The organism is Sphingobium sp. OAS761 (genome assembly GCF_024168485.1).
Lineage (GTDB): Bacteria > Pseudomonadota > Alphaproteobacteria > Sphingomonadales > Sphingomonadaceae > Sphingobium.
Genome location: NZ_JALJVY010000003.1, coordinates 231,803 through 251,128 on the forward strand (window position 1 = coordinate 231,803; position 19,326 = coordinate 251,128).

The window sequence follows — 19,326 nt, forward strand, 5'->3', positions numbered from 1 at the left end:
AGAAGGCGAGGTGATGTTGTGGCTTGCGCAATATAGCCTTTAGGGGAATGGTGTCGTTCCGAATGGATTAACTGGATGACGGCTAAGTTCGCGGATACAACCCCGATCAATGATCCCAAGCGCTGAGTGAGGCAGCGATATCTCCAATTGAGCGGAACAAGATCAGCGGATCGTCCTTGGAGGGTAGAAATCCCCACCTTCGCCAGAACGCTGCCGCCTCATCATCCACGGCGTTGACCACCATCGCGCGCCCACCGATCAGCCGGGAGGCGGTCACGCATCGCTGCAATGCATGCTTGAGCAGACCGGCGCCGATGCCTTTACCGACCCAGCTTTGATCCGTGGCAAGTTGCGCCAAAAGCAGGCACGGGACGGGATCGGGCGGTTGCCCGGTTCGGATAGATCGGGGAAGCTGAGCCGGAATGATCGACGTCGGCGCAAGCCCATAATAGCCGATGACCTGCCCACCGTCGTGGACCACCATGACCGCCGTGAAGCCCTTTTCCTGATTGGCGAGTGCTCGTGTCTGCAACCAGCGGTCGAGCGAGGGTTTGCCGCAGGAGAAGCCGGATACGCCATGTGCGGCCGTAAGCGGCTCGGGGCCGGAGATCGCCAAGGATTATTCCCCGGTAGCGGAGTGGTCAGCTTCCCAGGGCGCAACACGGCGGAACAGTTCTGCCATTTCGGGAACGGGAACCGCTGGGCCGGACACGGCGGCCATGAACGCGTCGAACCCTTCAGCGCTCATGCGGATCGGTGTGGTTTCCATCAGCACCTCCTCGGCCGCACGCACGGCGGCATCGCGCACGAAATCGGTGCGCGAACGTCCCCGCAGTCTAGCGGCACGGTCGATGATGGCGATGTCGGTATCCGGTAGCCTCATGGACAGCGGATGTTCCTTGCGTTGTACGGGCTGCGGCATGATTCACCTCCACCAACCTATATGACAGATTGTATTGCATTTTGCAATACAAGATAGCGCGGGCAGCAAGCAATGACCTGATCTGCCCCCCGCTGAGTGGCCCAGAGACTATGATAGTCTGGACCACGAAAGGGACGATGAATGTCGAGCAAGAAGCCCAAGCCGGAAGAGATTATCGGCAAGCTGCGTGAAGTTGAGATTGTGTTGGCGCAGGGAGCCTCGACAGCAGAGGCGTGCCGACGGATCGCGGTCAGCGAGCAGACATACTATCGCTGGCGCAAGGAATATGGCGGGCTGAAGACCGACCAGGCGCGGTGGATGAAGGATCTGGAGAAAGAGAACCAGCGGCTACGCCGGGCGATTTCGGATCTGACGTTGGACAAGCTGATCTTGCAGGAGGCTGCCAAGGGAAACTTCTAAGCCCCGCGCGGCGGCGGCGCTGCATCGATCAGTTGCGACGAGATTTGCCGATCCGGGTGTCCGAGCGATGGATATGCCGGGTGCTGGGGCAGCATCGATCGACACAGCGCAAGTTGCCGCGTGGGGCGGATGACGAACAGGCGCTCACGGAAGACATCATCGCGTTGGCGAAACAATATGGTCGCTATGGCTACCGCCGGGTGACGGCGTTGCTGTGCCATGCGGGGTGGACGGTGAACCACAAACGGGTCGAGCGGATATGGCGACGCGAGGGACTGAAGGTCCCGCTGCGCCAACCCAAACGGGGACGCCTGTGGCTCAACGGGTCGCTTCGCGACGAACTGCTCAACGGCGAGATCTTCTACAGCCTCGTCGAAGCCAAGGTGCTGATCGAAGCTTGGCGGCGGCATTACAACACCGTCCGCCCGCACAGCAGCCTTGGATACCGACCGGCACATGATGCGCCGGAGGATCATCGGCCGATTCAAACGGTCGAAGCAGGGCGGATGGGAAGGCGAGATCAGCACGCTCGCGATCCAGCGGCAGATCCGTCTCGTTCCCAATGACGACCGCGTGAGCAACCGAGCACCATCGTTCCGTGTCATGCTGGGCTGGCACCATCGTTCCGTGTCATGCTGGGCTGGCACCACATAGGCGATGCCTGGGAACGCGCATCGCATAGCGAGCCGCCGCGCGAGTATCTTCGTGTTCGGATCGACGATCCGTTCTATCCAATCAGCGCCATGCTGTTCCCCGATGCCGAGGGGCTGACGGCGCATCTGGTACTGCCACCGTCTGACCCGCGCTCGAAAACGACAAGAGGAGTGGGCAGTGAACGAGGATGAAGGTCTTGGACCCCACGGGAGTTGGCAAAGTTCCTCTCATATTCCGAAACCACCATCTGCCGGATGGTGTCGCAAAGTCCCGAAAAGCTGCCGCCGCGTGTCGCGGCGCTTGCCCGTCCGCGGTGGCTACCGGAGGTCGCTCGTGAATGGGCAAAGGAGAGCAGCGAACTGCCGATCGGGAGAGGCGGGCGGCCCCGGAAAATCCGGTGACGGAGCAGTCAAAACGCCCGTCATCCATCCGGATTTTTGCACCGCTCACAGCATATTCGGGGATGGCAGTGTGCCAAACCCCCAAAAATATCCTTTGTTTTCAAAGGATATTGGTGCGGTCGAGAAGACTCGAACTTCCACGGCCTTTCGGCCACAACGACCTCAACGTTGCGCGTCTACCAGTTCCGCCACGACCGCACTTACAAGGGGAACCGGCAGGGCCGGCACCTGATAGGAGGCGGCCCTTAGCAAAGGGTTTTGCCCCATGCAACAACCGATCAACATTTGCGTTGAGATTGTCCGTGAGAGCATGTGTGCGCCAGCCGAGAGCGCGAAAGGAGGGAGCCGATGCGATTACGGATGTTGTCCACAGGGACGGTGGTGGCGGCCACCGCCATGGGAATAGGCCTTGCTGGCTACGCGACCAGCCCGCAGCGGTCGCCGACCGGCTATGACGATGCACCGTTGCCGGAAATGCCGGTCAGTTTCGCGTCTGGCGAGGCCGACACGGAGGACGTGCGCGGTCCGGTGGTGATCCATTGCACCGGGTGCGGGCCTACACTGGCGGACAGGCGCTTCGCAGCCGACATGGCCGGTCTGGACAGCTACGGAATGGTTTCCGCGACATCGGATCCTGTCGTGCGCGACTATATGGACGATGCACCACCGGAAGCGGAGCCTGCCGCCTATCGCGATCCGGCACCGTCGCCGATGCATTATCTGCCGCCGCGGATCGAACGGTTCATGCGCGGCGAACTGGCGGACGCTCGTGTGACATCCGTGCCCGTCCGCTTCGTCACAGTCGCCCGAGGTGCCGTCGATGACACCGCGCCGGCCGGATCCGGCCGGACCGCGGACGCGGCGCCCGACAGTCAGCCGTCGGCCGGCCCGCCGGGATCGCCGCTGGCACGCGGCGCGCTCGCCGCGGCCGAATGATCATTCCGCGGCGACGACCTCCGCCGCATTGTCGCTGAGCGGATGCGACAGGCGGTTGACCATTTCCTTCGGGCAAACCTGCCAAAAATATCGCCGCCAGCGATCCCAGTCCTCCAGGATGCTGTTCGACCATCGGCTGTCCGTGGCGGCCGCATGCTCGGCTACCAGAGTCCGGACGACATCTTCCCAGTGCGCGCTTTCCAGCCGCTGCCAGACGATGCTTTCAGCATTTGCACGGCTGGGGAAGCTGCCGTCCTCATCCAGGATGAAGGCCATGCCCCCCGTCATGCCCGCGCCGAAATTGGCGCCGGTCCGACCGAGGATGACCGCCGTACCGCCGGTCATATATTCGCACCCGTTCGCGCCGCAGCCTTCGACCACCACCTGTGCGCCCGAATTGCGGACCGCGAAGCGCTCGCCCGCCTGCCCGGCCGCGAACAGCTTGCCGGCGGTCGCGCCATAGAGGACAGTATTGCCGATGATCGTGTTGTCCTTCGACGACAGCGGCGAGGAAACGGTCGTGCGCACCTTGATGATGCCGCCCGACAGACCCTTGCCGACATAGTCGTTTGCGTCACCGAACACTTCGAGCGTGATGCCCTTGCACAGGAAGGCACCCAGAGACTGGCCCGCGCTGCCGCGCAACCGCACCGTCAGATGCCCGTCCGCCAGCGCCGACATGCCGAATTTCTCGGTGATCTTCGCCGAGAGGCGGGTGCCGACCGCGCGATGGGTGTTGCGCACGGTGTAGGTGAGCTGCATCTTTTCGCCGCGTTCGAACACGGCGCGCGCATCCTTCATCATCTGCGCGTCCAGGCTGTCGGGCACCTCGTTGCGATACTGGTCCAGGCTGAAGCGGCGCTGATGATCGTCGGCGTCGACCTTGGCCAGGATCGGGTTGAGGTCGAGATCGTCGAGATGCTCGGCGCCGCGATTGACCTGCTTGAGCAGTTCGGTCCGCCCGATCACCTCGTCCAGGCTGCGATAGCCGAGACGCGCCAGGATTTCCCGCACCTCTTCCGCGATGAAGGTCATGAGATTGATGACCTTCTCCGGCGTGCCGGTGAATTTCTGGCGCAGCTTCTCGTCCTGAACGCACACGCCCACCGGACAGGTGTTCGAATGGCACTGGCGCACCATGATGCAACCCATGGCGACGAGGGAGAGCGTGCCGATGCCGAATTCTTCCGCGCCCAGGATCGCGGCGATCACGATGTCGCGCCCGGTCTTGAGGCCGCCGTCAGTGCGCAGCTTCACCCTATGGCGCAGACCGTTGAGAGTCAGCACCTGATTGGCTTCGCTAAGACCCATTTCCCACGGCGTGCCCGCATATTTGATGCTGGTTTGGGGGGAAGCACCGGTGCCGCCGACATGGCCCGCGACCAGGATGACGTCGGCGTGCGCCTTGGCGACGCCCGCTGCCACGGTACCAATGCCGGCCTGGCTCACCAGCTTCACGCAGACGCGCGCGCGCGGATTGATCTGCTTGCAGTCGTAGATGAGCTGCGCCAGATCCTCGATCGAATAGATGTCATGGTGCGGCGGCGGCGAAATCAGCGTCACGCCGGGCGTCGAATGGCGCAGCTTGGCGATGAACTCGGTAACCTTGAAACCGGGTAGCTGGCCGCCCTCGCCGGGCTTGGCGCCCTGCGCGACCTTGATCTCGATCTCCTCGGCGGACCCCAGATATTCGGCGTGGACGCCGAAGCGGCCCGACGCGATCTGCTTGATGACCGAATTGGCGTTGTCGCCATTTTCATAGGGCTTGAAGCGTGCGGCATCTTCGCCGCCCTCCCCCGACACCGCCTTGGCGCCGATGCGGTTCATGGCGATCGCCAGCGTCTCATGCGCTTCGGGCGACAGCGCGCCCAGGCTCATGCCCGGCGTCACGAAGCGCTTGCGGATTTCCGTGGTGGCTTCCACCTCGTCAATCGGAACCGCTTCGCGGGCGAAGTTGAATTCCATCAGGTCGCGCAGATAGACCGGCGGCAGATCACGCACACCGCGCGAAAATTGCAGATAGGTCGAATAGCTGTCGGTGCCGACCGCCGTCTGGAGCAGATGCATCAGCTGCGCCGAGTAGGCATGGCTTTCCCCGCCGTTGCGCTGGCGATAGAAGCCGCCCACCGGCAGGCGCACGACCGCGCTGTCATAGGCAGCCTGATGACGCAGCATCGCGCTGTAGTGCAGCGACTGATAGCCTTCGCCCGATATTTTCGCAGGCATGCCGGGGAACAGGTCGTTCACCAGCGCGCGGGACAGGCCCACCGCTTCGAAATTATAGCCACCGCGATAGGAGCTGATGACCGCAATGCCCATTTTGGACATGATTTTCAGCAGGCCTTCGTTGATCGCGATACGATAGCGTTCGATGCACTGGTCGAGCGACAGGTCGCCGAACAGGCCGCGCGCGTGGCGATCGGCGATTCCCGCTTCGGCCAGATAGGCGTTCACCGTCGTCGCGCCGACGCCGATCAGCACCGCGAAATAATGGGTATCCAGCGCCTCGGCGCAGCGCACGTTGATCGATGCGTAGGAACGCAGCCCCTTGCGCACCAGATGCGTGTGCACCGCCGCTGCCGCCAGCACGCCGGCGATCGCGATGCGATCGGGACCGATATGCTCGTCGGTCAGGAAGATTTCCGTGCGCCCCTCCCGCACCGCCTGCTCGGCTTCCTCGCGAATGCGGGCAATGGCGGCGCGCAACTGTTCCTGCCCGCCCTCGGCCGGGAAGGTACAGTTTATCTCGGCCACGGCCGAGCCGAAATTCGCCTTCAGCCGCGCCCATTCGGCGCTGGTGATCGCCGGCGATTCCAGCACCAGCACATGGCTGTTCTGCGCACCTTCCTCCAATATATTGTGGAGGTTGGAAAAGCGCGTCTTGAGGCTCATCACATGCCGTTCGCGCAGGCTGTCGATCGGCGGATTGGTGACCTGACTGAAATTCTGGCGGAAGAAATGGCTGACCGTGCGCGGCTTGTCGGAAATGACGGCCAGCGGCGTGTCGTCGCCCATGGAGCCCACGGCTTCTTTGGCATCCTCCACCATGGGGCTGAGGATCAGTTCCATGTCTTCCAGCGTCATGTTGGCCGCGACCTGCCGGCGCGTGAGTTCCGCCCGGTCCCAGTCCGGCAGCGCGCTTGGCGCTTCGGCCAGGTCGTCGACGGTCAGGAAGTCCTTGATCAGTTCGCCATAGGGACGCTCCGCCGCGATCCGGTCCTTGATCGCGCGGTCGTCGAAGATTTCGCCTTCGGCGAGGTCGACGGCGATCATCTGGCCGGGGCCCATGCGGCCCTTCTTGACGACGGTGGTTTCAGGCACGATCACCATGCCCGTTTCCGACCCCACGATCAGCAGATTGTCCCCGGTCAGCGTGTAACGCAGCGGGCGCAGCGCGTTGCGGTCCACGCCAGCAACCACCCAGCGGCCATCGGTCATGGCAAGGGCGGCGGGGCCGTCCCACGGCTCCATGACGCTGGCCAGATATTCGTACATGTCAGCATGCGCCTTGGGCAGTTCGGCGCTTTCGCCCTGCCATGCCTCGGGTACCAGCATCAGCTTGGCGGTCGGGGCGTCGCGCCCGGCGCGGCAGATCGCCTCGAACACGGCGTCCAATGCGGCGGTGTCGGACGCGCCGGCCGGGATTACCGGTTTGATGTCCTCCGACTGTTCGCCGAAGGCCAGCGCGGCCATCTTGATCTCGTGGCTCTTCATCCAGTTCTTGTTGCCGCGGATCGTGTTGATCTCGCCGTTATGGGCGAGCGTGCGGAACGGCTGGGCCAGCCACCATTGCGGAAAGGTGTTGGTTGAATAGCGCTGGTGGAAGATGGCGACGCGGCTTTCGAACCGCTCATCCTGCAAATCGGGGTAGAAGACCGACAGCGATTCCGCCAGGAACAGCCCCTTGTAGATGATCGAGCGGCAGGACAGCGAACAGATGTAGAAATCCTGGATCTGCGCCGCGATCACCTTGCGCTCGATGCGCCGGCGGATGAGGTAGAGATCCTTCTCGAACTCGGCCTGGTCGCGCTCCTCCGGCATCGGGCCGGCGATCATGATCTGCTCGATTTCCGGGCGGGTGCGCTGGGCCTTTTCACCGATGACCGACACGTCGACCGGCACCTGGCGCCACCCATAGATGGTATAGCCGGCGTCGATGATCTCCGCCTCGACGATGGTCCGGCAGGTTTCCTGCGCCGACAGGTCGGTGCGCGGCAGGAAGATCATGCCGACTGCCAGCCGGTTGGGCAGCGGCTTGTGGCCGCTGTCGGCGATGGCGTCATCGAAGAAGCGCACCGGCAGGTCGACATGGATGCCCGCGCCGTCGCCCGTCTTGCCATCGGCGTCCACCGCGCCGCGATGCCACACGGCCTTGAGCGCGTCGATCGCGGAGGCCACAACCCGGCGCGATGGCTTGCCATCGGTCGCGGCGACCAGGCCAACGCCGCATGCGTCGGATTCGAGTTCGGGGTGATACATGCCCTCGGCAGCGATACGCGCGCGCTCTTCGGGGCTGGCCATGAAGTTGATGTCGGTCATCAGCGCTTCCTCATAAAATCGTCCGGTTCGAGCCTGTCGGGTATCCCGTCCCCCGTTCTCGACAAGCTCGAACCGAACGGAGGTATGAAGGGGCTCAGGCGGCTGCGCGCTCGCCCGCCGCCCTGGCTTTCGCCTTCAGGTAGCGGTGCATATGTTCCGTCACGTCGCGGCCGTCGCGGATCGCCCAGACGACCAGGCTCGCGCCGCGCACGATGTCGCCCGCCGCGAACACGCCGTCCATGCTGGTCATCATCGTCTTGTGATCGACGCGCAGCGTGCCCCAGCGAGTGACGGACAGGTCCTCGGCACCGAACAGTTTCGGCAGTTCCTCGGGATCATAACCGAGCGCCTTGATGACGAGATCGGCGTCCAGCGTGAATTCGCTGCCCGGATCGGGTTCGGGCGCACGGCGCCCCGAAGCGTCGGGCGCGCCCAGGCGCATCTTCGTCACCTTGACGCCGGTCACCGCTTCGGTGCCTTCGAACGCCACCGGAGCGGAGAGCCAGACGAACTCGACGCCTTCCTCCTCGGCATTGGCGACCTCGCGCTGCGATCCGGGCATGTTCTGCCGGTCGCGGCGATAGAGACACTTCACCGACCTGGCGCCCTGCCGGATCGCGGTGCGCACGCAGTCCATGGCGGTGTCGCCGCCGCCGATGACGACGACATTCTTGCCGGTCGCCAGCAGCGTGCCGTCCTCATGTTCGGGCACCGCGTCGCCGAAACCGGCGCGATTGGAGGCGGTGAGATAGTCGAGCGCCTTGACCACACCCGGCGCGCCGACGCCGGGGGCGCGGATGTCGCGCGGCTTGTAGACGCCGGTCGCGATCAGGATGGCGTCATGCTTCTCGCGCAACTGTTCCATGGTCGCGTCGCGACCGACCTCGAACCCTTCATGGAAGACGATGCCGCCGTCCTTGAGCCGCTGGACGCGGCGCATGACCACGTCCTTTTCCAGCTTGAAGCCGGGAATGCCGTAGGTCAGCAGGCCGCCCGCCCGGTCATGCCGGTCATAGACATGCACGTCATAGCCCGCGACGCGGAGATATTCGGCGGTGGTCAGGCCTGCCGGACCCGCGCCGATCACACCCACGGACTGGCCGATCGGCGCACCGGGAACCAAGGGTTCGACCCAGCCTTCCTTCCAGGCGGTATCCGTGATGTATTTTTCCACGCTACCGATGGTGACAGCGCCGTGGCCGGAAAATTCGATGACGCAATTGCCTTCGCACAGGCGGTCCTGCGGGCAGATGCGGCCGCAGATTTCGGGCATGGTGCTGGTCAGGTTCGACAGTTCATAGGCTTCGCGCAGGCGCCCCTCTGCAGTCAGGCGCAGCCAGTCGGGAATATGGTTGTGCAAGGGGCAATGGGTCGAACAATAGGGCACGCCGCATTGTGAACAGCGCGACGCCTGTTCCTCCGCCTTGTCCAGGATGAAGCTGCGGCTGATTTCCAGGAAATCGTCGGCGCGATCCTGCGCCGCGCGCTTTTCGGGATAGGCCTGCCCGGTCGCCACGAATTTCAGCATCGGATTGTCAGCCATGGAGCACCCTCTGTTGGACCAAGAAGGGCGCCATAGCAGAAAAACCCGCGGAGTCACGCGGATTCCGACATTTAAGACAGTGAATATGACCTAAATTATCGGTCTTTTCGGCGGTGCGGCGAAATTTCTGTAATAATCTTTCAAATATTATGACCGTACCGGTCCTATCTTAAGGTCAGCCAGATCAGGGCGCCCGCCCCCGCGACGATTCGGTACCATGCGAAGGGAGCAAATCCATGCCGCGATACCAGCCCGACGAAAATTTTGATGACCGCGACCGCAACCACGAAGGAGACCACGAAACCCAGGGCGATACTGTCCCAGCCAACGGCCGCGCTGGTGATCCGGTCGCCCTTCTTGAGCAATTCCAGGGTCGTCGCGCCCAGCATGGTCGGAATGGCGAGGAAGAAGCTGAATTCGGCCGCCGTGCGTCGCTCCACCCCCAGCGTCAGGGCGCCCATGATGGTCGCACCCGACCGGCTGACACCAGGGATCATGGCGAGGCACTGGACCAGGCCGATACCGATGACTCGGGTCATGGGAATATCGGCGATGCCGTGAAAGCGGTCGGTCTTCACCATTCGTTCTATCGCCAGGATCGCAACACCGCCCACGATCAGCGCCCAGGCGACGACCTTCGGCGCACCAAGCAGTATTTCGACATAGTCGTGCAGCGCCAGGCCGATGATGGCGGCCGGAATGAACGCGACGACCAGATTGCGCAGGAAGCGCCAGCTGACCGCCTCGCGCCGAAGCAGGCCCATCGCAACCGCCCAGAAGGTGCGCCAATAGAGGACGACCACGGCCATGATCGCGCCGAGCTGGATCACCACGTTGAACATCGCCCAGGTCGCGGCGTCATAGCCAAGCAATTCGCTCGCCAGGATAAGGTGGCCGGTCGAGGAAACGGGGAGAAATTCGGTCAGCCCCTCGACAATGCCCAGCAGGATGACGGTCAGATAATGGAGGTCCATGCGGCCCGCTCCTGAAAGAAAATCCGGAGGACGGAATGATCCGCCACTGGGGGACACTCCCGGTGCCCGGGAACACCCTCGTCGCTTGCCGGGTCAGGCCTTTGCGCGACCGGCGAAACGGCCGTGCCGACGATAGCGTACCATCCATTTCTCGGCGACCGCCGCCATCGGCGTCGGCGCGACGCCCAGAGCCACAAGACCCGGGGCACCGGACGCGGCGACATTGTCGCGACCTAGCATGGCGAGCTGATCGCGAGTGATGGGACCGCCCGGCAGCATAGCGAGCAGCGAGGCGATACCGGCCGGCACATCGACGAGCGCACGGTCGCGGCCGATCGCCCGGGCGATCCAGCCGTTGATCTCCTTCATGCTCATGACCTGTGGTCCGGCCAGTTCGTAAATCTTGCCGCCATGCGCATCCGGCGCGGTCGCCGCGTTGGCGATCGCAGCGGCAACGTCGGACACGTAGACTGGCTGGAACTTGGTCGCGCCGCTGATCACCGGCACAACCGGCGCCATGCGGATGATCTCCGCGAAACGATTGAGAAACTGGTCCTCCGGCCCGAAGATGATGGACGGCCGCAAGATCGTGGCGGCGGGGAACGCGGCACGGACAGCCGCCTCGCCCGCGGCCTTGGACCGGCCGTAGGCGGACGGGCTTTCCGGGTCCGCGCCGATGGCCGACACATGAACCAGCGCCTTCGCGCCGGCTGCGGCGGCCGCCTGCGCCACATTGGCGGCGCCCCGATGCTGGATGGCATCGAAATCGCCGGACAGGACGCCGACCAGATTGATGACGATGTTGCTACCCTCGACCGCGCGGGCCACGCTGTCGGGCCGGCGAAGGTCGGCTGCGACGAACTGAGTCTGGCCCAGACCGCCGAGCGGCTTGATCCGCATCGCCGCCTGAACATCACGCTGGGCAACGCGCACCCGGGCGCCCCGCGCCATCATCTCCTGCGCAACCTGACGGCCCAGAAAGCCGCCGCCGCCGAACACCGTAACCAGATCGTCCTTCATCTCGCGCGTCCCATATCTGCAGTAGGGTCACCGACCCCGCCCGTTCCCTTGCAACAGCCACCGCCGCCTGACAACCGCCCGGCGCGCCGATAGTTCGATTTTACCCGATCCAGCCGCGAAGCCCCGCGATCATCCACAGGCCCAGCAGCAGGAACAGCAGCGCCGCGCCCAGTTGCAGCGCACGCATCGGCACACGCCGCGCCAGACCTTCGCCGAACAGGACAGCCGGCACGTTGGCGATCATCATGCCCAGCGTCGTCCCCATGGTGACCAGCAGCACATTGTCGAAGCGCGCGCCCAGCGCCACGGTCGCGACCTGCGTCTTGTCACCCATCTCGACCAGGAAGAAGGCGATCAACGTGGTCACGAATACGCCCGCCCCTGACGGCGCGCGGAGCGGTTCGTCCTCGTCGATCTTGTCGGGGACCAGCGTCCATGCGGCCATGGCGATGAAGGACAGGGCGACGGCGTAACGGAACCAGGGCTGCGTCAATATGCCCGCGATCGAATGGCCGACCAGCGCGGCCAGGAAATGATTGGCCACGGTCGCCGCGAAAATTCCCAGGATGATGGGGACCGGCTTGCGAAAGCGGGTGGCGAGCAACATGGCCAGCAACTGCGTCTTGTCCCCCATCTCCGCGAGGGCGACGAGAGCGGTAGAAGTAAGCAATGTTTCCATCATGCATTCCGGGGCCGGGCGTAGAATGGAAAGGCAATGCCACCGTCCCCTTCCGCCCGGCCGGACCTGAAGAAGCCGATGCCATTGGTCTCGCCTGAAACGGCCCTGAAACAAAGGTCCGCATCCCGTTCGCCACGACCTCTCGGTCAAATATGTTGACGAACGGACCATTCCGCGACGGAATGGCTGGCTACTCCCCGGATGACATGGCAGGCTTTAGGTGAGGCATTCCGGGAAGGCAAGCCATGGGGGCATCGGGCAACAAGACCACGCAGACGGATGCAGATGTCGACATGTTCCTCGCAAGTGTCGCGCCGTCCGAAAGAGCCGCCGACGCCCGCGTCGTCGTCGCGCTGATGGCGCGTCTTTCCGGACAAGCGCCGCGCCTGTGGGGGCCGTCCATCATCGGGTTCGGCAGCTACCATTACCGGTATGAAAGCGGCCGCGAGGGCGAATCGATGCGGATCGGCTTTGCCCCGCGCAAGGCCGAACTGGTGCTCTATCTGGCCGGTGTCGCCGACGACGATTGTGCATCGCTCGGCCCACACAGGCGGGGCAAGGGATGCCTGTATGTGAAACGCCTCGCCGCGATCGACATGGTGGTCCTGGAGCGGCTGATCGTCCTCAGTCTCGACCATATGAAAGGGAAATATCCAGAATGATCGTCCGCGCGCTTGTGTGTGCCGCGCTGTTGCTGGCGATACCGCCCGCGCATGCCAAAACAGCGGAGGATTGGACCATCGCATCGCTTTCGGCGGACCTCGCGTCCGGCCGGGCCACCAGCGAGCGGGCGGTGCGTGCCTATCTCGCCCGGATCAGGGCCATGAACCATGCCGGGCCGCGGCTCAACGCCGTGATTGCGATCGCGCCCGACGCGGTCGCCCAGGCACGCAGGCTGGACGCCGAACGGCGCGCCGGAACACTGCGCGGGCCTCTCCATGGCATCCCGGTCCTGATCAAGGACAATGTCGAGGTGGCTGGCATGCCGACGACGGCCGGGTCGCTGGCACTGGCGCGCAACGACGCGGGCCGCGACGCCCCGCTGGTTGCCGCCCTGCGGGCCAAGGGCGCGATCATCCTGGGGAAGACCAACCTGTCCGAATGGGCCAATTTCCGGTCGGAACGGTCGATGAGCGGCTGGAGCGCGGTGGGCGGCCTGACGCGCAATCCCTATGCGCTGGACCGCACGACGTGCGGATCGTCCAGCGGATCGGGCGCGGCCGTCGCCGCTGGATTCGCGCCCGCCGCCATCGGGACGGAAACCAACGGGTCGATCATCTGCCCGTCATCGATGACCGGGCTGGTGGGACTTAAGCCCACGGTCGGCCTCATCCCGCGCACCCATGTCGTGCCGATCAGCCACAGCCAGGACACCGCCGGTCCGATGGCACGCAGCGTGCGCGACGTCGCCATGCTGCTGTCCGCGCTGATCGCCAGCGATCCGGCCGACGCGGCAACGGCGGACGCGATGACCCATGCCCGCGACTATGCCGCGGCGCTCGACCCCGCCGCCGTCAAGGCCATGCGTATCGGAGTGCTGCGCGGCGGCAGCCAGCCGGCGCTGCTCGCGCGGTTCGATGCCGCGCTTGCCGTGCTGAAACGCGCCGGCGCGACGCTGATCGACGTCAAAAGGCCGCCGATGGAGGGGATGTCGGCCGCGAGTTACGAGGTGCTGCAATATGAGTTCAGGGCGGATGTCGACGCCTATCTCGCCTCGACCCGCCCGGATCAGGTAGCGACGCGCGACCTTGCCGGACTGATCGCCTTCAACGATGCGCACGAGGCCCGGGAAATGCCGCTGTTCGGGCAGGATATCTTCCAGATGGCGCTGGCGAAGGGGGGGCTGAACGATCCCGCTTATCGGGCGGCGCGCGAAAAGTCGTTGCGACTGGCGGGGAAGGAGGGGATCGACGCGATGCTGACGGACAACCGCGTCGACCTGCTGGTGACCATCAGCTACGGTCCGGCCTGGCCGTCCGACACGGTGTGGGGCGATCAATATGAAGGACCCGGCGGCTCCACCGGCCCGGCTGCGGTCGCGGGCTACCCGCACCTGACCGTTCCGATGGGCCTGGTGCGCGGACTGCCGGTTGGTCTGAGCTTCATCGGCCCGGCCTATGGAGAGCAACGGCTGCTGGATGCGGGCCTCGCCTTCGAACAGGGCGCGAACCTCCATCTGCGTCCCGACTTCCGTCCCACCGACGACGCCGGCCCGGAACTGGAGCCGGCGACGCAGTGAGCCGTGACGGTCACTCCACTCCGCTGGTCAGGGCGCGGGTTTCCTCCGCCTGCGGATCGCGCGCCATCACGTCCAGCGGTTCCAGCGCGTCGATGTCCTTGCCGCCGGTTTCGATGTCCAGGTCGCGGAACTTGCGCCCGGTCGAGAGGACCCGCGTTTCGAAGCTGCCGATGAAATTATTATAGTGGGACACAGCGTTGCTGAGGCCGGAGCCGAGCTTCTTGAGATGGCCTGCCGCGACAGCCAGCCGTTCGTAGAGTTCCTTGCCAAGCTGACCGACTTGCTGCGCCTGTTCCTGCACCCTGGCCTGCCGCCAGTGGCCAGCTAGCGTGCGGGCAAGCGGCAGGAACGTCGCCGGGCCGCAGATGATGACCCGGTTGCGCGCCGCCCGTTCCCACAAATCCATGTCCGCTTCCAGCGCGGCGGTGACAAAATTGTCGCCCGGTATGTACATGATGACGAAATCGGGCGCCTTGGCGAACTGTTCCCAATAGGCCTTGCGTCCCAGCGCGTCGGCATGGGTGCGCACGGCGCGGGCATGATCGGCCAGATGCCGTTCGCGCAATGCCGGGTCGACCTGGTCCACGGCGTTCAGATAGGCTTCCAGCGAACATTTGACGTCGACGACAAGCTGCTGATCGCCCGGCAGGCGGATAATGAAATCAGGGCGCAGCCGGCCGTCCTCGACCGTCACCGACACTTCTTCCTGGAAATCGACATGCGGCGACAGGCCGGCGGTCTCGATCAGATTCTTGAACTGCTGCTCGCCCCAGCGGCCGCGCGTCTTGGGTGCGGCACGCAGTGCATTGATAAGCTTCGCGGTCTCGTCCCGCACCTGCCCCTGCCCCGCATGAACCTGCGCGATCGCCTCGCGCAGTTCGGCATAGCTGCCCACCCTGTCCTTTTCGACCCGGGCCAGTCCTTCCTCATAGCGTTTGAGTGTCGTTTCAACCGGGGAAAGCAGCGTCTTGAGCTGCGCCTCGCTCTTCTCGTTCGCCTGCGCGAAGCGTTCGTCGGCGCGGTCCAGAAAACGTTTCTGCGCCTCTCCCAGCAGCTTGCCGCCAATTTCGCTGAACTGGGCGGACAATTGTTCCTTTGCGTCCCTGAGCGCCGCGATCTGGGCTTCGAACGCTTCCGCCCGCGCCTGCGTGTCGGAACGGAGCGCGGCCAGATCGCGCAAGGCAACCTCCCGCTCCGCCTGTAGCGCCTCCAGCCGCTCGCCGGCGCTGGCCTGTATCGCTTCCAGTCGGGCGATCTGCGCCCCCGCCTGCGCGACCCGCTCCTGCTCCACCGCCAGTTCGGCGATGGCGCCGTTGCGCTGAGCCATGGCAGTGTCGAGCCGGGCGGCCAGATCGGCGCGTTCGGCGACCACAGGCGCGGTCGCTTTGCCCGCCAGAAGCCACCCGGCCGCCAGACCCGCCAGGAGCGCGACAAGGATGAAGAGGGCGGCGAAGCTGTCCATGCGTGATACCTTTTTGGAACGAAACAGGAACCTAGCTTTGCCGGGAGGATCCCGCAAGCCTCGCCGGCCGGCGCACGGGTTTGACCGCTATCGGTAACGATGCCTCGGTCCCGCCCGCGTTGAGGAAGAAACGCCCTCGTCCCAGGTCGTCGAATTTCGCAGGCATCAGGCCCAGGCCCCGGTCAGAAGGCTGCTTCGATCCCCGCTCGATGGTGCCGAAGACCGGCCTTCTACAGGCATCGTTCATCCAGACGCGGACAGAATCGCCGAGCCGGCGGCTAAAGCGCCGCCTGCCAGTCGCGGATCGCGTCGACAGGCCATGTCAGCATCAGGATGTTGAGGGTCAGATTGTCCCGGATGACGGCAAGCGCAGCCAGTTCCAGCACAATGCCCAGCGCGACGCTGGCCCAAAGCGGCGCCCGCGCCGCGAACAGGAATCCCAGCGTCATCATGCCGATGTCGCTCATCGAATTGAGGATCGAATCCCCCGAATAGCCCAGCGCGATCGTCGCGGTGCGATAGCGTTCTATGATGAAGGGGGAATTTTCCAGTATTTCCCAAGCCGATTCGATCAGCACCGCGAGCGCCAGTCGCCGGCCCTGCGGTGCGCGGCGCAGCACCAATCGCGCGCCGGCATAGAAAAGCAGACCGTGGATGACGTGGCTGAGGCTGTACCAGTCGGCGATATGCTGGCTATTGCCGCTGTCGAGCGCGCCATGCCATAGCTGCACCATGCCGCAGGTGCAGATGGGCGGCCGGTTCATCAGGAACAGGATGGCACAAGTCAGTGCCGCGATGAGGATAGCCAGCAGATAGCCCCGCCGGTCCATCCTCTTGCGCGTCCGGCTCGTCATCCCTTGCCTCCACCCCTTGCAAAATCGCTGTCGCGGCGCCACTAGCGGCCATGGCCGACAGCAATTCCATCGAGACCCCCGACTTCAAGCGCCGCGGCGTCCTGTTCGTCCTGTCATCGCCGTCGGGCGCGGGCAAGTCCACCATCGCGCGCAAGCTGCTCGCTGCGGAAACGGATTTGTCCATGTCCGTCTCCGCCACCACCCGGCAGATGCGCCCGGGTGAGGTCGACGGCAAGGACTATCATTTCGTCGACCTGCCGGAATTTCGACGGATGGTCGCCGACCATGAATTTCTGGAATGGGCGCATGTCTTCGGCCAACGCTACGGCACGCCCCGTGCGCCGGTGGAAGCAATGCTCAAGAGCGGCAAGGACGTGCTGTTCGACATCGACTGGCAGGGTGCGCAGCAACTGCACCAGATCGCCGGGGGCGATGTCGTCCGCGTCTTCATCCTGCCGCCCTCGATGGCGGAACTGGAACGCCGGCTACGCGGGCGGGCAACCGACAGCGAAGCGGTGATCCAGGGACGCATGGACCGCGCGGCGGGCGAGATCGCGCACTGGGATGGTTATGACTATGTGCTCTGCAACGTCGACGCGGATGAATGTTTCGAGCGTGTCCAGACCATCCTGCATGCCGAACGGATGAAGCGCAGCCGCCAGACCGGACTGATCGGCTTCATCCGCAAGCTCAGCCTCTACCATCAGGACGACTGAGCCGTCCCGGGCCTTCCTATCGCTCGAAACCTGCGGGGTCCGCCCAGTCCGGGTGGGTCCAGGCCATTGCCCTGAACAATGTGCCCATCGCGGTCTCATGGGTCAGGCGGGCGCGCGCCGCTTCCACGTCGGCCGCGCGGTCGGGACTCGCCTGTGCCAGTTGCGCCGCGCGCGCGTCTATGCCCAGCCGATGCAGCAAATCGCCCTGCCCGACCGGTCCATGGACGCGCAGGCCCGCCTGTCGCGCGACATTGCCGAGCACGGTGAAATCGACATGGGCGGTAAGGTCGACCTCGCCCGGATCGGCGAACGGGTCGGCGAAAGCATGGGCCCTTACCGCCTGCAACGTGTCACCCAGGGCCGGACCTTCGTATCCATAGTCGATGATGATCGCCCCGCCGCCCTGCCTGGCGATGCGATTGGCGAGCGCATAGGCGATGTCCGCACCGGCGATCGGGGTTTCGACGATCGCACCGTCCTCCGCGTCGTCGGCGATCCGGGGCAGGCCGGATTCGACGCGACGATAGCCCGGCACCGCAAGGAAGCGCCCTTCCTCCTCGCGTGTGACGACGACCCGTTCGCGCCACTCGCCCGATACACGCACGCACTGGCGCACAGGAAGCGCATCGAAAAATTCGTTCGCCACCACCAGCAGCGGTGCGTCGCCGGGCAGATCTTCTATGCCGTCATGATGGGTTACATGGGGCAGCAGGGCCTTTTGCCGTCCGCGCAATATGGGACTGGTTTCCACCATATGCGCGCGCGGCGGCCGCATCACCTTTTCCATCGCCCGCAACGCATCGGCAGCGAGCGTGCCGCGCCCCGGCCCGAGTTCGACATAGACCGGCTCCACCCGCATGGGCGACCGCAGCCACAGGTCCGCCAGCGCCAGACCGACCAGTTCGCCGAACATCTGGCTGATTTCGGGCGCTGTCGTAAAATCGCCTTCCAGCCCGAGCGGATCGCGAGTGGCGTAATAATGCCGGTTCGCCTCCCCCATATAATGCGCGACCGATATCGGGCCGCCCGACGCGATCTGCCGCGCCAGCCTCTGCGCCAGCGGGATGTCGTCAGCTGACACTGGCGCTCCCGGCTACCGGCTCCACGCGAAGGCGACGCCCCCGAGCGGTCGCGATTAGATAAAGCCCGCCCAGGATCATGGGAATGCACAGCCACTGGCCCATGTGCAGCCCCGTGCGCGCGGCGAATTCCATCAACTGCGCATCCGCCTCGCGCACATATTCGATGCCGAAACGGAAAATGCCGTAGCCCAGCAGGAAGAGGCCCACGAGCATGCCCGGCTGATAGCGCGCCTTCGTCTTCCAGAAGGCAAAGGCAAGGATGAGGAACAGGCACACGCCCTCCAGCGCGGCTTCGTAGAGCTGGCTGGGATGGCGCGGATAGGGGCCGCCGGTGGGAAAGACGATGGCCCAGGGCACGTCGGTCACCTTGCCCCACAATTCCCCGTTCACGAAATTGGCGAGGCGACCGAAGAACAGGCCGAAGGGGACGACGCACGCGACATAGTCGTGAATGCGCAGCCAGCTGAGCTTTTCCTTCCAGGCCATGTACAAAATGCCCAGCGACACGCCGACCGCCCCGCCGTGGAACGACATGCCGCCATTCCACAGCTTGAAGATGTCGATCGGGTTCCTGAGAATTTCCGGCTGGTAGAAGATCACATAGGCCAGCCGGCCGCCGATGATGATGCCCAGCGTCGCGTAGAAGATCATGTCGTCGGCATGGCGACGCGCCATCGGTGATCCCGGCTGGGCGACCAGTTTCAGCAGATACCAGTAGCCGATCAGGATGCCCGCCAGATAGGCAAGACTATACCATTTCAGCGTGAAGAAGCCGAGATCGAGGGCGACGGGATCAAGCCCCAGATCGTTGAAATGGATGGCGGTCGAAGCGGCCGCTGCAAGGTCCAGGATCAAATCGGCTTCCCTCATGTTGGACAGGCCTGA

17 protein-coding genes, 1 tRNA gene, 1 pseudogene and 1 riboswitch are annotated in these 19,326 nt (G+C 64.5%); of the genes and pseudogenes, 7 read left to right on the forward strand and 12 right to left on the reverse strand.

The window, feature by feature from the left end:
- Positions 1 to 106: 106 nt before the first annotated feature.
- Together J3E64_RS05610 and J3E64_RS05615 are read right to left on the reverse strand one after the other, a co-directional pair.
- Positions 107 to 616: a GNAT family N-acetyltransferase gene (locus J3E64_RS05610; RefSeq protein ID WP_253340758.1), complete on the reverse strand. Its 510-nt coding sequence runs from the start codon at positions 614 to 616 to the stop codon at positions 107 to 109.
- Positions 617 to 619: 3 nt separating this feature from the next.
- A complete protein-coding gene (locus J3E64_RS05615; protein ID WP_253340760.1) occupies positions 620 to 922 on the reverse strand; it encodes a DUF1778 domain-containing protein in 303 nt (100 codons plus the stop codon).
- 141 nt (positions 923 to 1,063) lie between these two features.
- Here J3E64_RS05615 and J3E64_RS05620 point away from each other — a divergent pair.
- From J3E64_RS05620 to J3E64_RS05630, 3 genes and pseudogenes are all read left to right on the forward strand, one after another.
- Positions 1,064 to 1,812, forward strand: a pseudogene (locus tag J3E64_RS05620) (integrase core domain-containing protein); the annotation flags it as partial.
- Positions 1,802 to 1,996, forward strand: a complete 195-nt coding sequence (locus J3E64_RS05625) for a DUF736 family protein (RefSeq protein WP_253341017.1) — start codon at positions 1,802 to 1,804, stop codon at positions 1,994 to 1,996. The pseudogene J3E64_RS05620 and the gene J3E64_RS05625, both read left to right, overlap by 11 nt.
- The gene (locus J3E64_RS05630) at positions 1,975 to 2,187 is read left to right on the forward strand and encodes a DUF736 family protein (protein WP_253340762.1); all 213 of its coding nucleotides are present in this window, start codon (positions 1,975 to 1,977) and stop codon (positions 2,185 to 2,187) included. The genes J3E64_RS05625 and J3E64_RS05630 overlap by 22 nt, the downstream gene beginning before the upstream one ends.
- Before the next feature lie 321 nt (positions 2,188 to 2,508).
- Here the strand turns inward: J3E64_RS05630 and J3E64_RS05635 are convergent.
- A tRNA-Leu gene (locus J3E64_RS05635) sits at positions 2,509 to 2,595 on the reverse strand.
- Between the two features lie 162 nt (positions 2,596 to 2,757).
- On the opposite strand from J3E64_RS05635, the gene J3E64_RS05640 reads away from it, so the two are divergent.
- Entirely contained in the window at positions 2,758 to 3,333 is a 576-nt protein-coding gene (locus J3E64_RS05640) for a hypothetical protein (protein WP_253340764.1), read from the forward strand.
- Here the strand turns inward: J3E64_RS05640 and gltB are convergent, their stop codons facing one another.
- The 5 genes from gltB to J3E64_RS05665 all read right to left on the reverse strand — a co-directional run bounded on the left by gltB (position 3,334) and on the right by J3E64_RS05665 (position 12,088).
- The gene (gene gltB, locus J3E64_RS05645) at positions 3,334 to 7,872 is read right to left on the reverse strand and encodes a glutamate synthase large subunit (RefSeq protein ID WP_253340766.1); all 4,539 of its coding nucleotides are present in this window, start codon (positions 7,870 to 7,872) and stop codon (positions 3,334 to 3,336) included. It lies immediately after the preceding gene.
- Positions 7,873 to 7,966: 94 nt separating this feature from the next.
- Positions 7,967 to 9,415, reverse strand: a complete 1,449-nt coding sequence (locus J3E64_RS05650; RefSeq protein ID WP_253340768.1) for an NAD(P)-dependent oxidoreductase — start codon at positions 9,413 to 9,415, stop codon at positions 7,967 to 7,969.
- Between the two features lie 164 nt (positions 9,416 to 9,579).
- Positions 9,580 to 10,389 (reverse strand): undecaprenyl-diphosphate phosphatase, encoded by an 810-nt coding sequence (locus J3E64_RS05655; protein ID WP_253340770.1) that lies wholly within the window; start codon positions 10,387 to 10,389, stop codon positions 9,580 to 9,582.
- Positions 10,390 to 10,482: 93 nt separating this feature from the next.
- On the reverse strand, positions 10,483 to 11,409 hold the full coding sequence (locus J3E64_RS05660; RefSeq protein WP_253340772.1) for a complex I NDUFA9 subunit family protein: 927 nt from the start codon (positions 11,407 to 11,409) through the stop codon (positions 10,483 to 10,485).
- A 100-nt stretch (positions 11,410 to 11,509) separates the two neighbouring features.
- Complete coding sequence (locus tag J3E64_RS05665) at positions 11,510 to 12,088, reverse strand: TMEM165/GDT1 family protein (protein WP_367398604.1); 579 nt, start codon at positions 12,086 to 12,088, stop codon at positions 11,510 to 11,512.
- A gap of 12 nt (positions 12,089 to 12,100) precedes the next feature.
- Positions 12,101 to 12,302, reverse strand: a riboswitch (yybP-ykoY riboswitch).
- 31 nt (positions 12,303 to 12,333) lie between these two features.
- On the opposite strand from J3E64_RS05665, the gene J3E64_RS05670 reads away from it, so the two are divergent.
- Positions 12,334 to 12,750: a DUF1801 domain-containing protein gene (locus J3E64_RS05670; RefSeq protein ID WP_253340776.1), complete on the forward strand. Its 417-nt coding sequence runs from the start codon at positions 12,334 to 12,336 to the stop codon at positions 12,748 to 12,750.
- A complete protein-coding gene (locus tag J3E64_RS05675; RefSeq protein ID WP_253340778.1) occupies positions 12,747 to 14,327 on the forward strand; it encodes an amidase in 1,581 nt (526 codons plus the stop codon). The genes J3E64_RS05670 and J3E64_RS05675 overlap by 4 nt, the downstream gene beginning before the upstream one ends.
- 10 nt (positions 14,328 to 14,337) lie before the next feature.
- Here the strand turns inward: J3E64_RS05675 and rmuC are convergent, their stop codons facing one another.
- A complete protein-coding gene (gene rmuC, locus J3E64_RS05680; protein WP_253340780.1) occupies positions 14,338 to 15,789 on the reverse strand; it encodes a DNA recombination protein RmuC in 1,452 nt (483 codons plus the stop codon).
- Positions 15,790 to 16,067: 278 nt separating this feature from the next.
- Complete coding sequence (locus J3E64_RS05685; RefSeq protein ID WP_253341019.1) at positions 16,068 to 16,619, reverse strand: DUF2585 domain-containing protein; 552 nt, start codon at positions 16,617 to 16,619, stop codon at positions 16,068 to 16,070.
- A gap of 74 nt (positions 16,620 to 16,693) precedes the next feature.
- On the opposite strand from J3E64_RS05685, the gene gmk reads away from it, so the two are divergent.
- Complete coding sequence (gmk, locus tag J3E64_RS05690; protein WP_253340782.1) at positions 16,694 to 17,359, forward strand: guanylate kinase; 666 nt, start codon at positions 16,694 to 16,696, stop codon at positions 17,357 to 17,359.
- A 16-nt stretch (positions 17,360 to 17,375) separates the two neighbouring features.
- Here the strand turns inward: gmk and J3E64_RS05695 are convergent, their stop codons facing one another.
- Both J3E64_RS05695 and lgt read right to left on the reverse strand, forming a co-directional pair.
- On the reverse strand, positions 17,376 to 18,440 hold the full coding sequence (locus tag J3E64_RS05695; RefSeq protein ID WP_253340783.1) for an SAM-dependent methyltransferase: 1,065 nt from the start codon (positions 18,438 to 18,440) through the stop codon (positions 17,376 to 17,378).
- Entirely contained in the window at positions 18,430 to 19,311 is an 882-nt protein-coding gene (gene lgt / locus J3E64_RS05700) for a prolipoprotein diacylglyceryl transferase (protein WP_253340784.1), read from the reverse strand. The genes J3E64_RS05695 and lgt overlap by 11 nt, the downstream gene beginning before the upstream one ends.
- Positions 19,312 to 19,326 lie beyond the last annotated feature (15 nt).

Excerpts from the sequence above, each read along its gene's own strand:
- gltB (WP_253340766.1), bottom strand. The coding sequence starts at position 7,872 with ATGACCGACATCAACTTCATGGCCAGCCCCGAAGAGCGCGCGCGTATC.
- J3E64_RS05615 (WP_253340760.1), bottom strand. The coding sequence starts at position 922 with ATGCCGCAGCCCGTACAACGCAAGGAACATCCGCTGTCCATGAGGCTA.
- J3E64_RS05675 (WP_253340778.1), top strand. The coding sequence starts at position 12,747 with ATGATCGTCCGCGCGCTTGTGTGTGCCGCGCTGTTGCTGGCGATACCG.
- J3E64_RS05625 (WP_253341017.1), top strand. The coding sequence starts at position 1,802 with ATGCGCCGGAGGATCATCGGCCGATTCAAACGGTCGAAGCAGGGCGGA.
- lgt (WP_253340784.1), bottom strand. The coding sequence starts at position 19,311 with ATGAGGGAAGCCGATTTGATCCTGGACCTTGCAGCGGCCGCTTCGACC.
- J3E64_RS05640 (WP_253340764.1), top strand. The coding sequence starts at position 2,758 with ATGTTGTCCACAGGGACGGTGGTGGCGGCCACCGCCATGGGAATAGGC.
- rmuC (WP_253340780.1), bottom strand. The coding sequence starts at position 15,789 with ATGGACAGCTTCGCCGCCCTCTTCATCCTTGTCGCGCTCCTGGCGGGT.
- J3E64_RS05660 (WP_253340772.1), bottom strand. The coding sequence starts at position 11,409 with ATGAAGGACGATCTGGTTACGGTGTTCGGCGGCGGCGGCTTTCTGGGC.
- J3E64_RS05630 (WP_253340762.1), top strand. The coding sequence starts at position 1,975 with ATGCTGGGCTGGCACCACATAGGCGATGCCTGGGAACGCGCATCGCAT.
- J3E64_RS05650 (WP_253340768.1), bottom strand. The coding sequence starts at position 9,415 with ATGGCTGACAATCCGATGCTGAAATTCGTGGCGACCGGGCAGGCCTAT.
- J3E64_RS05670 (WP_253340776.1), top strand. The coding sequence starts at position 12,334 with ATGGGGGCATCGGGCAACAAGACCACGCAGACGGATGCAGATGTCGAC.
- gmk (WP_253340782.1), top strand. The coding sequence starts at position 16,694 with ATGGCCGACAGCAATTCCATCGAGACCCCCGACTTCAAGCGCCGCGGC.
- J3E64_RS05685 (WP_253341019.1), bottom strand. The coding sequence starts at position 16,619 with ATGGACCGGCGGGGCTATCTGCTGGCTATCCTCATCGCGGCACTGACT.
- J3E64_RS05665 (WP_367398604.1), bottom strand. The coding sequence starts at position 12,088 with ATGGAAACATTGCTTACTTCTACCGCTCTCGTCGCCCTCGCGGAGATG.
- J3E64_RS05655 (WP_253340770.1), bottom strand. The coding sequence starts at position 10,389 with ATGGACCTCCATTATCTGACCGTCATCCTGCTGGGCATTGTCGAGGGG.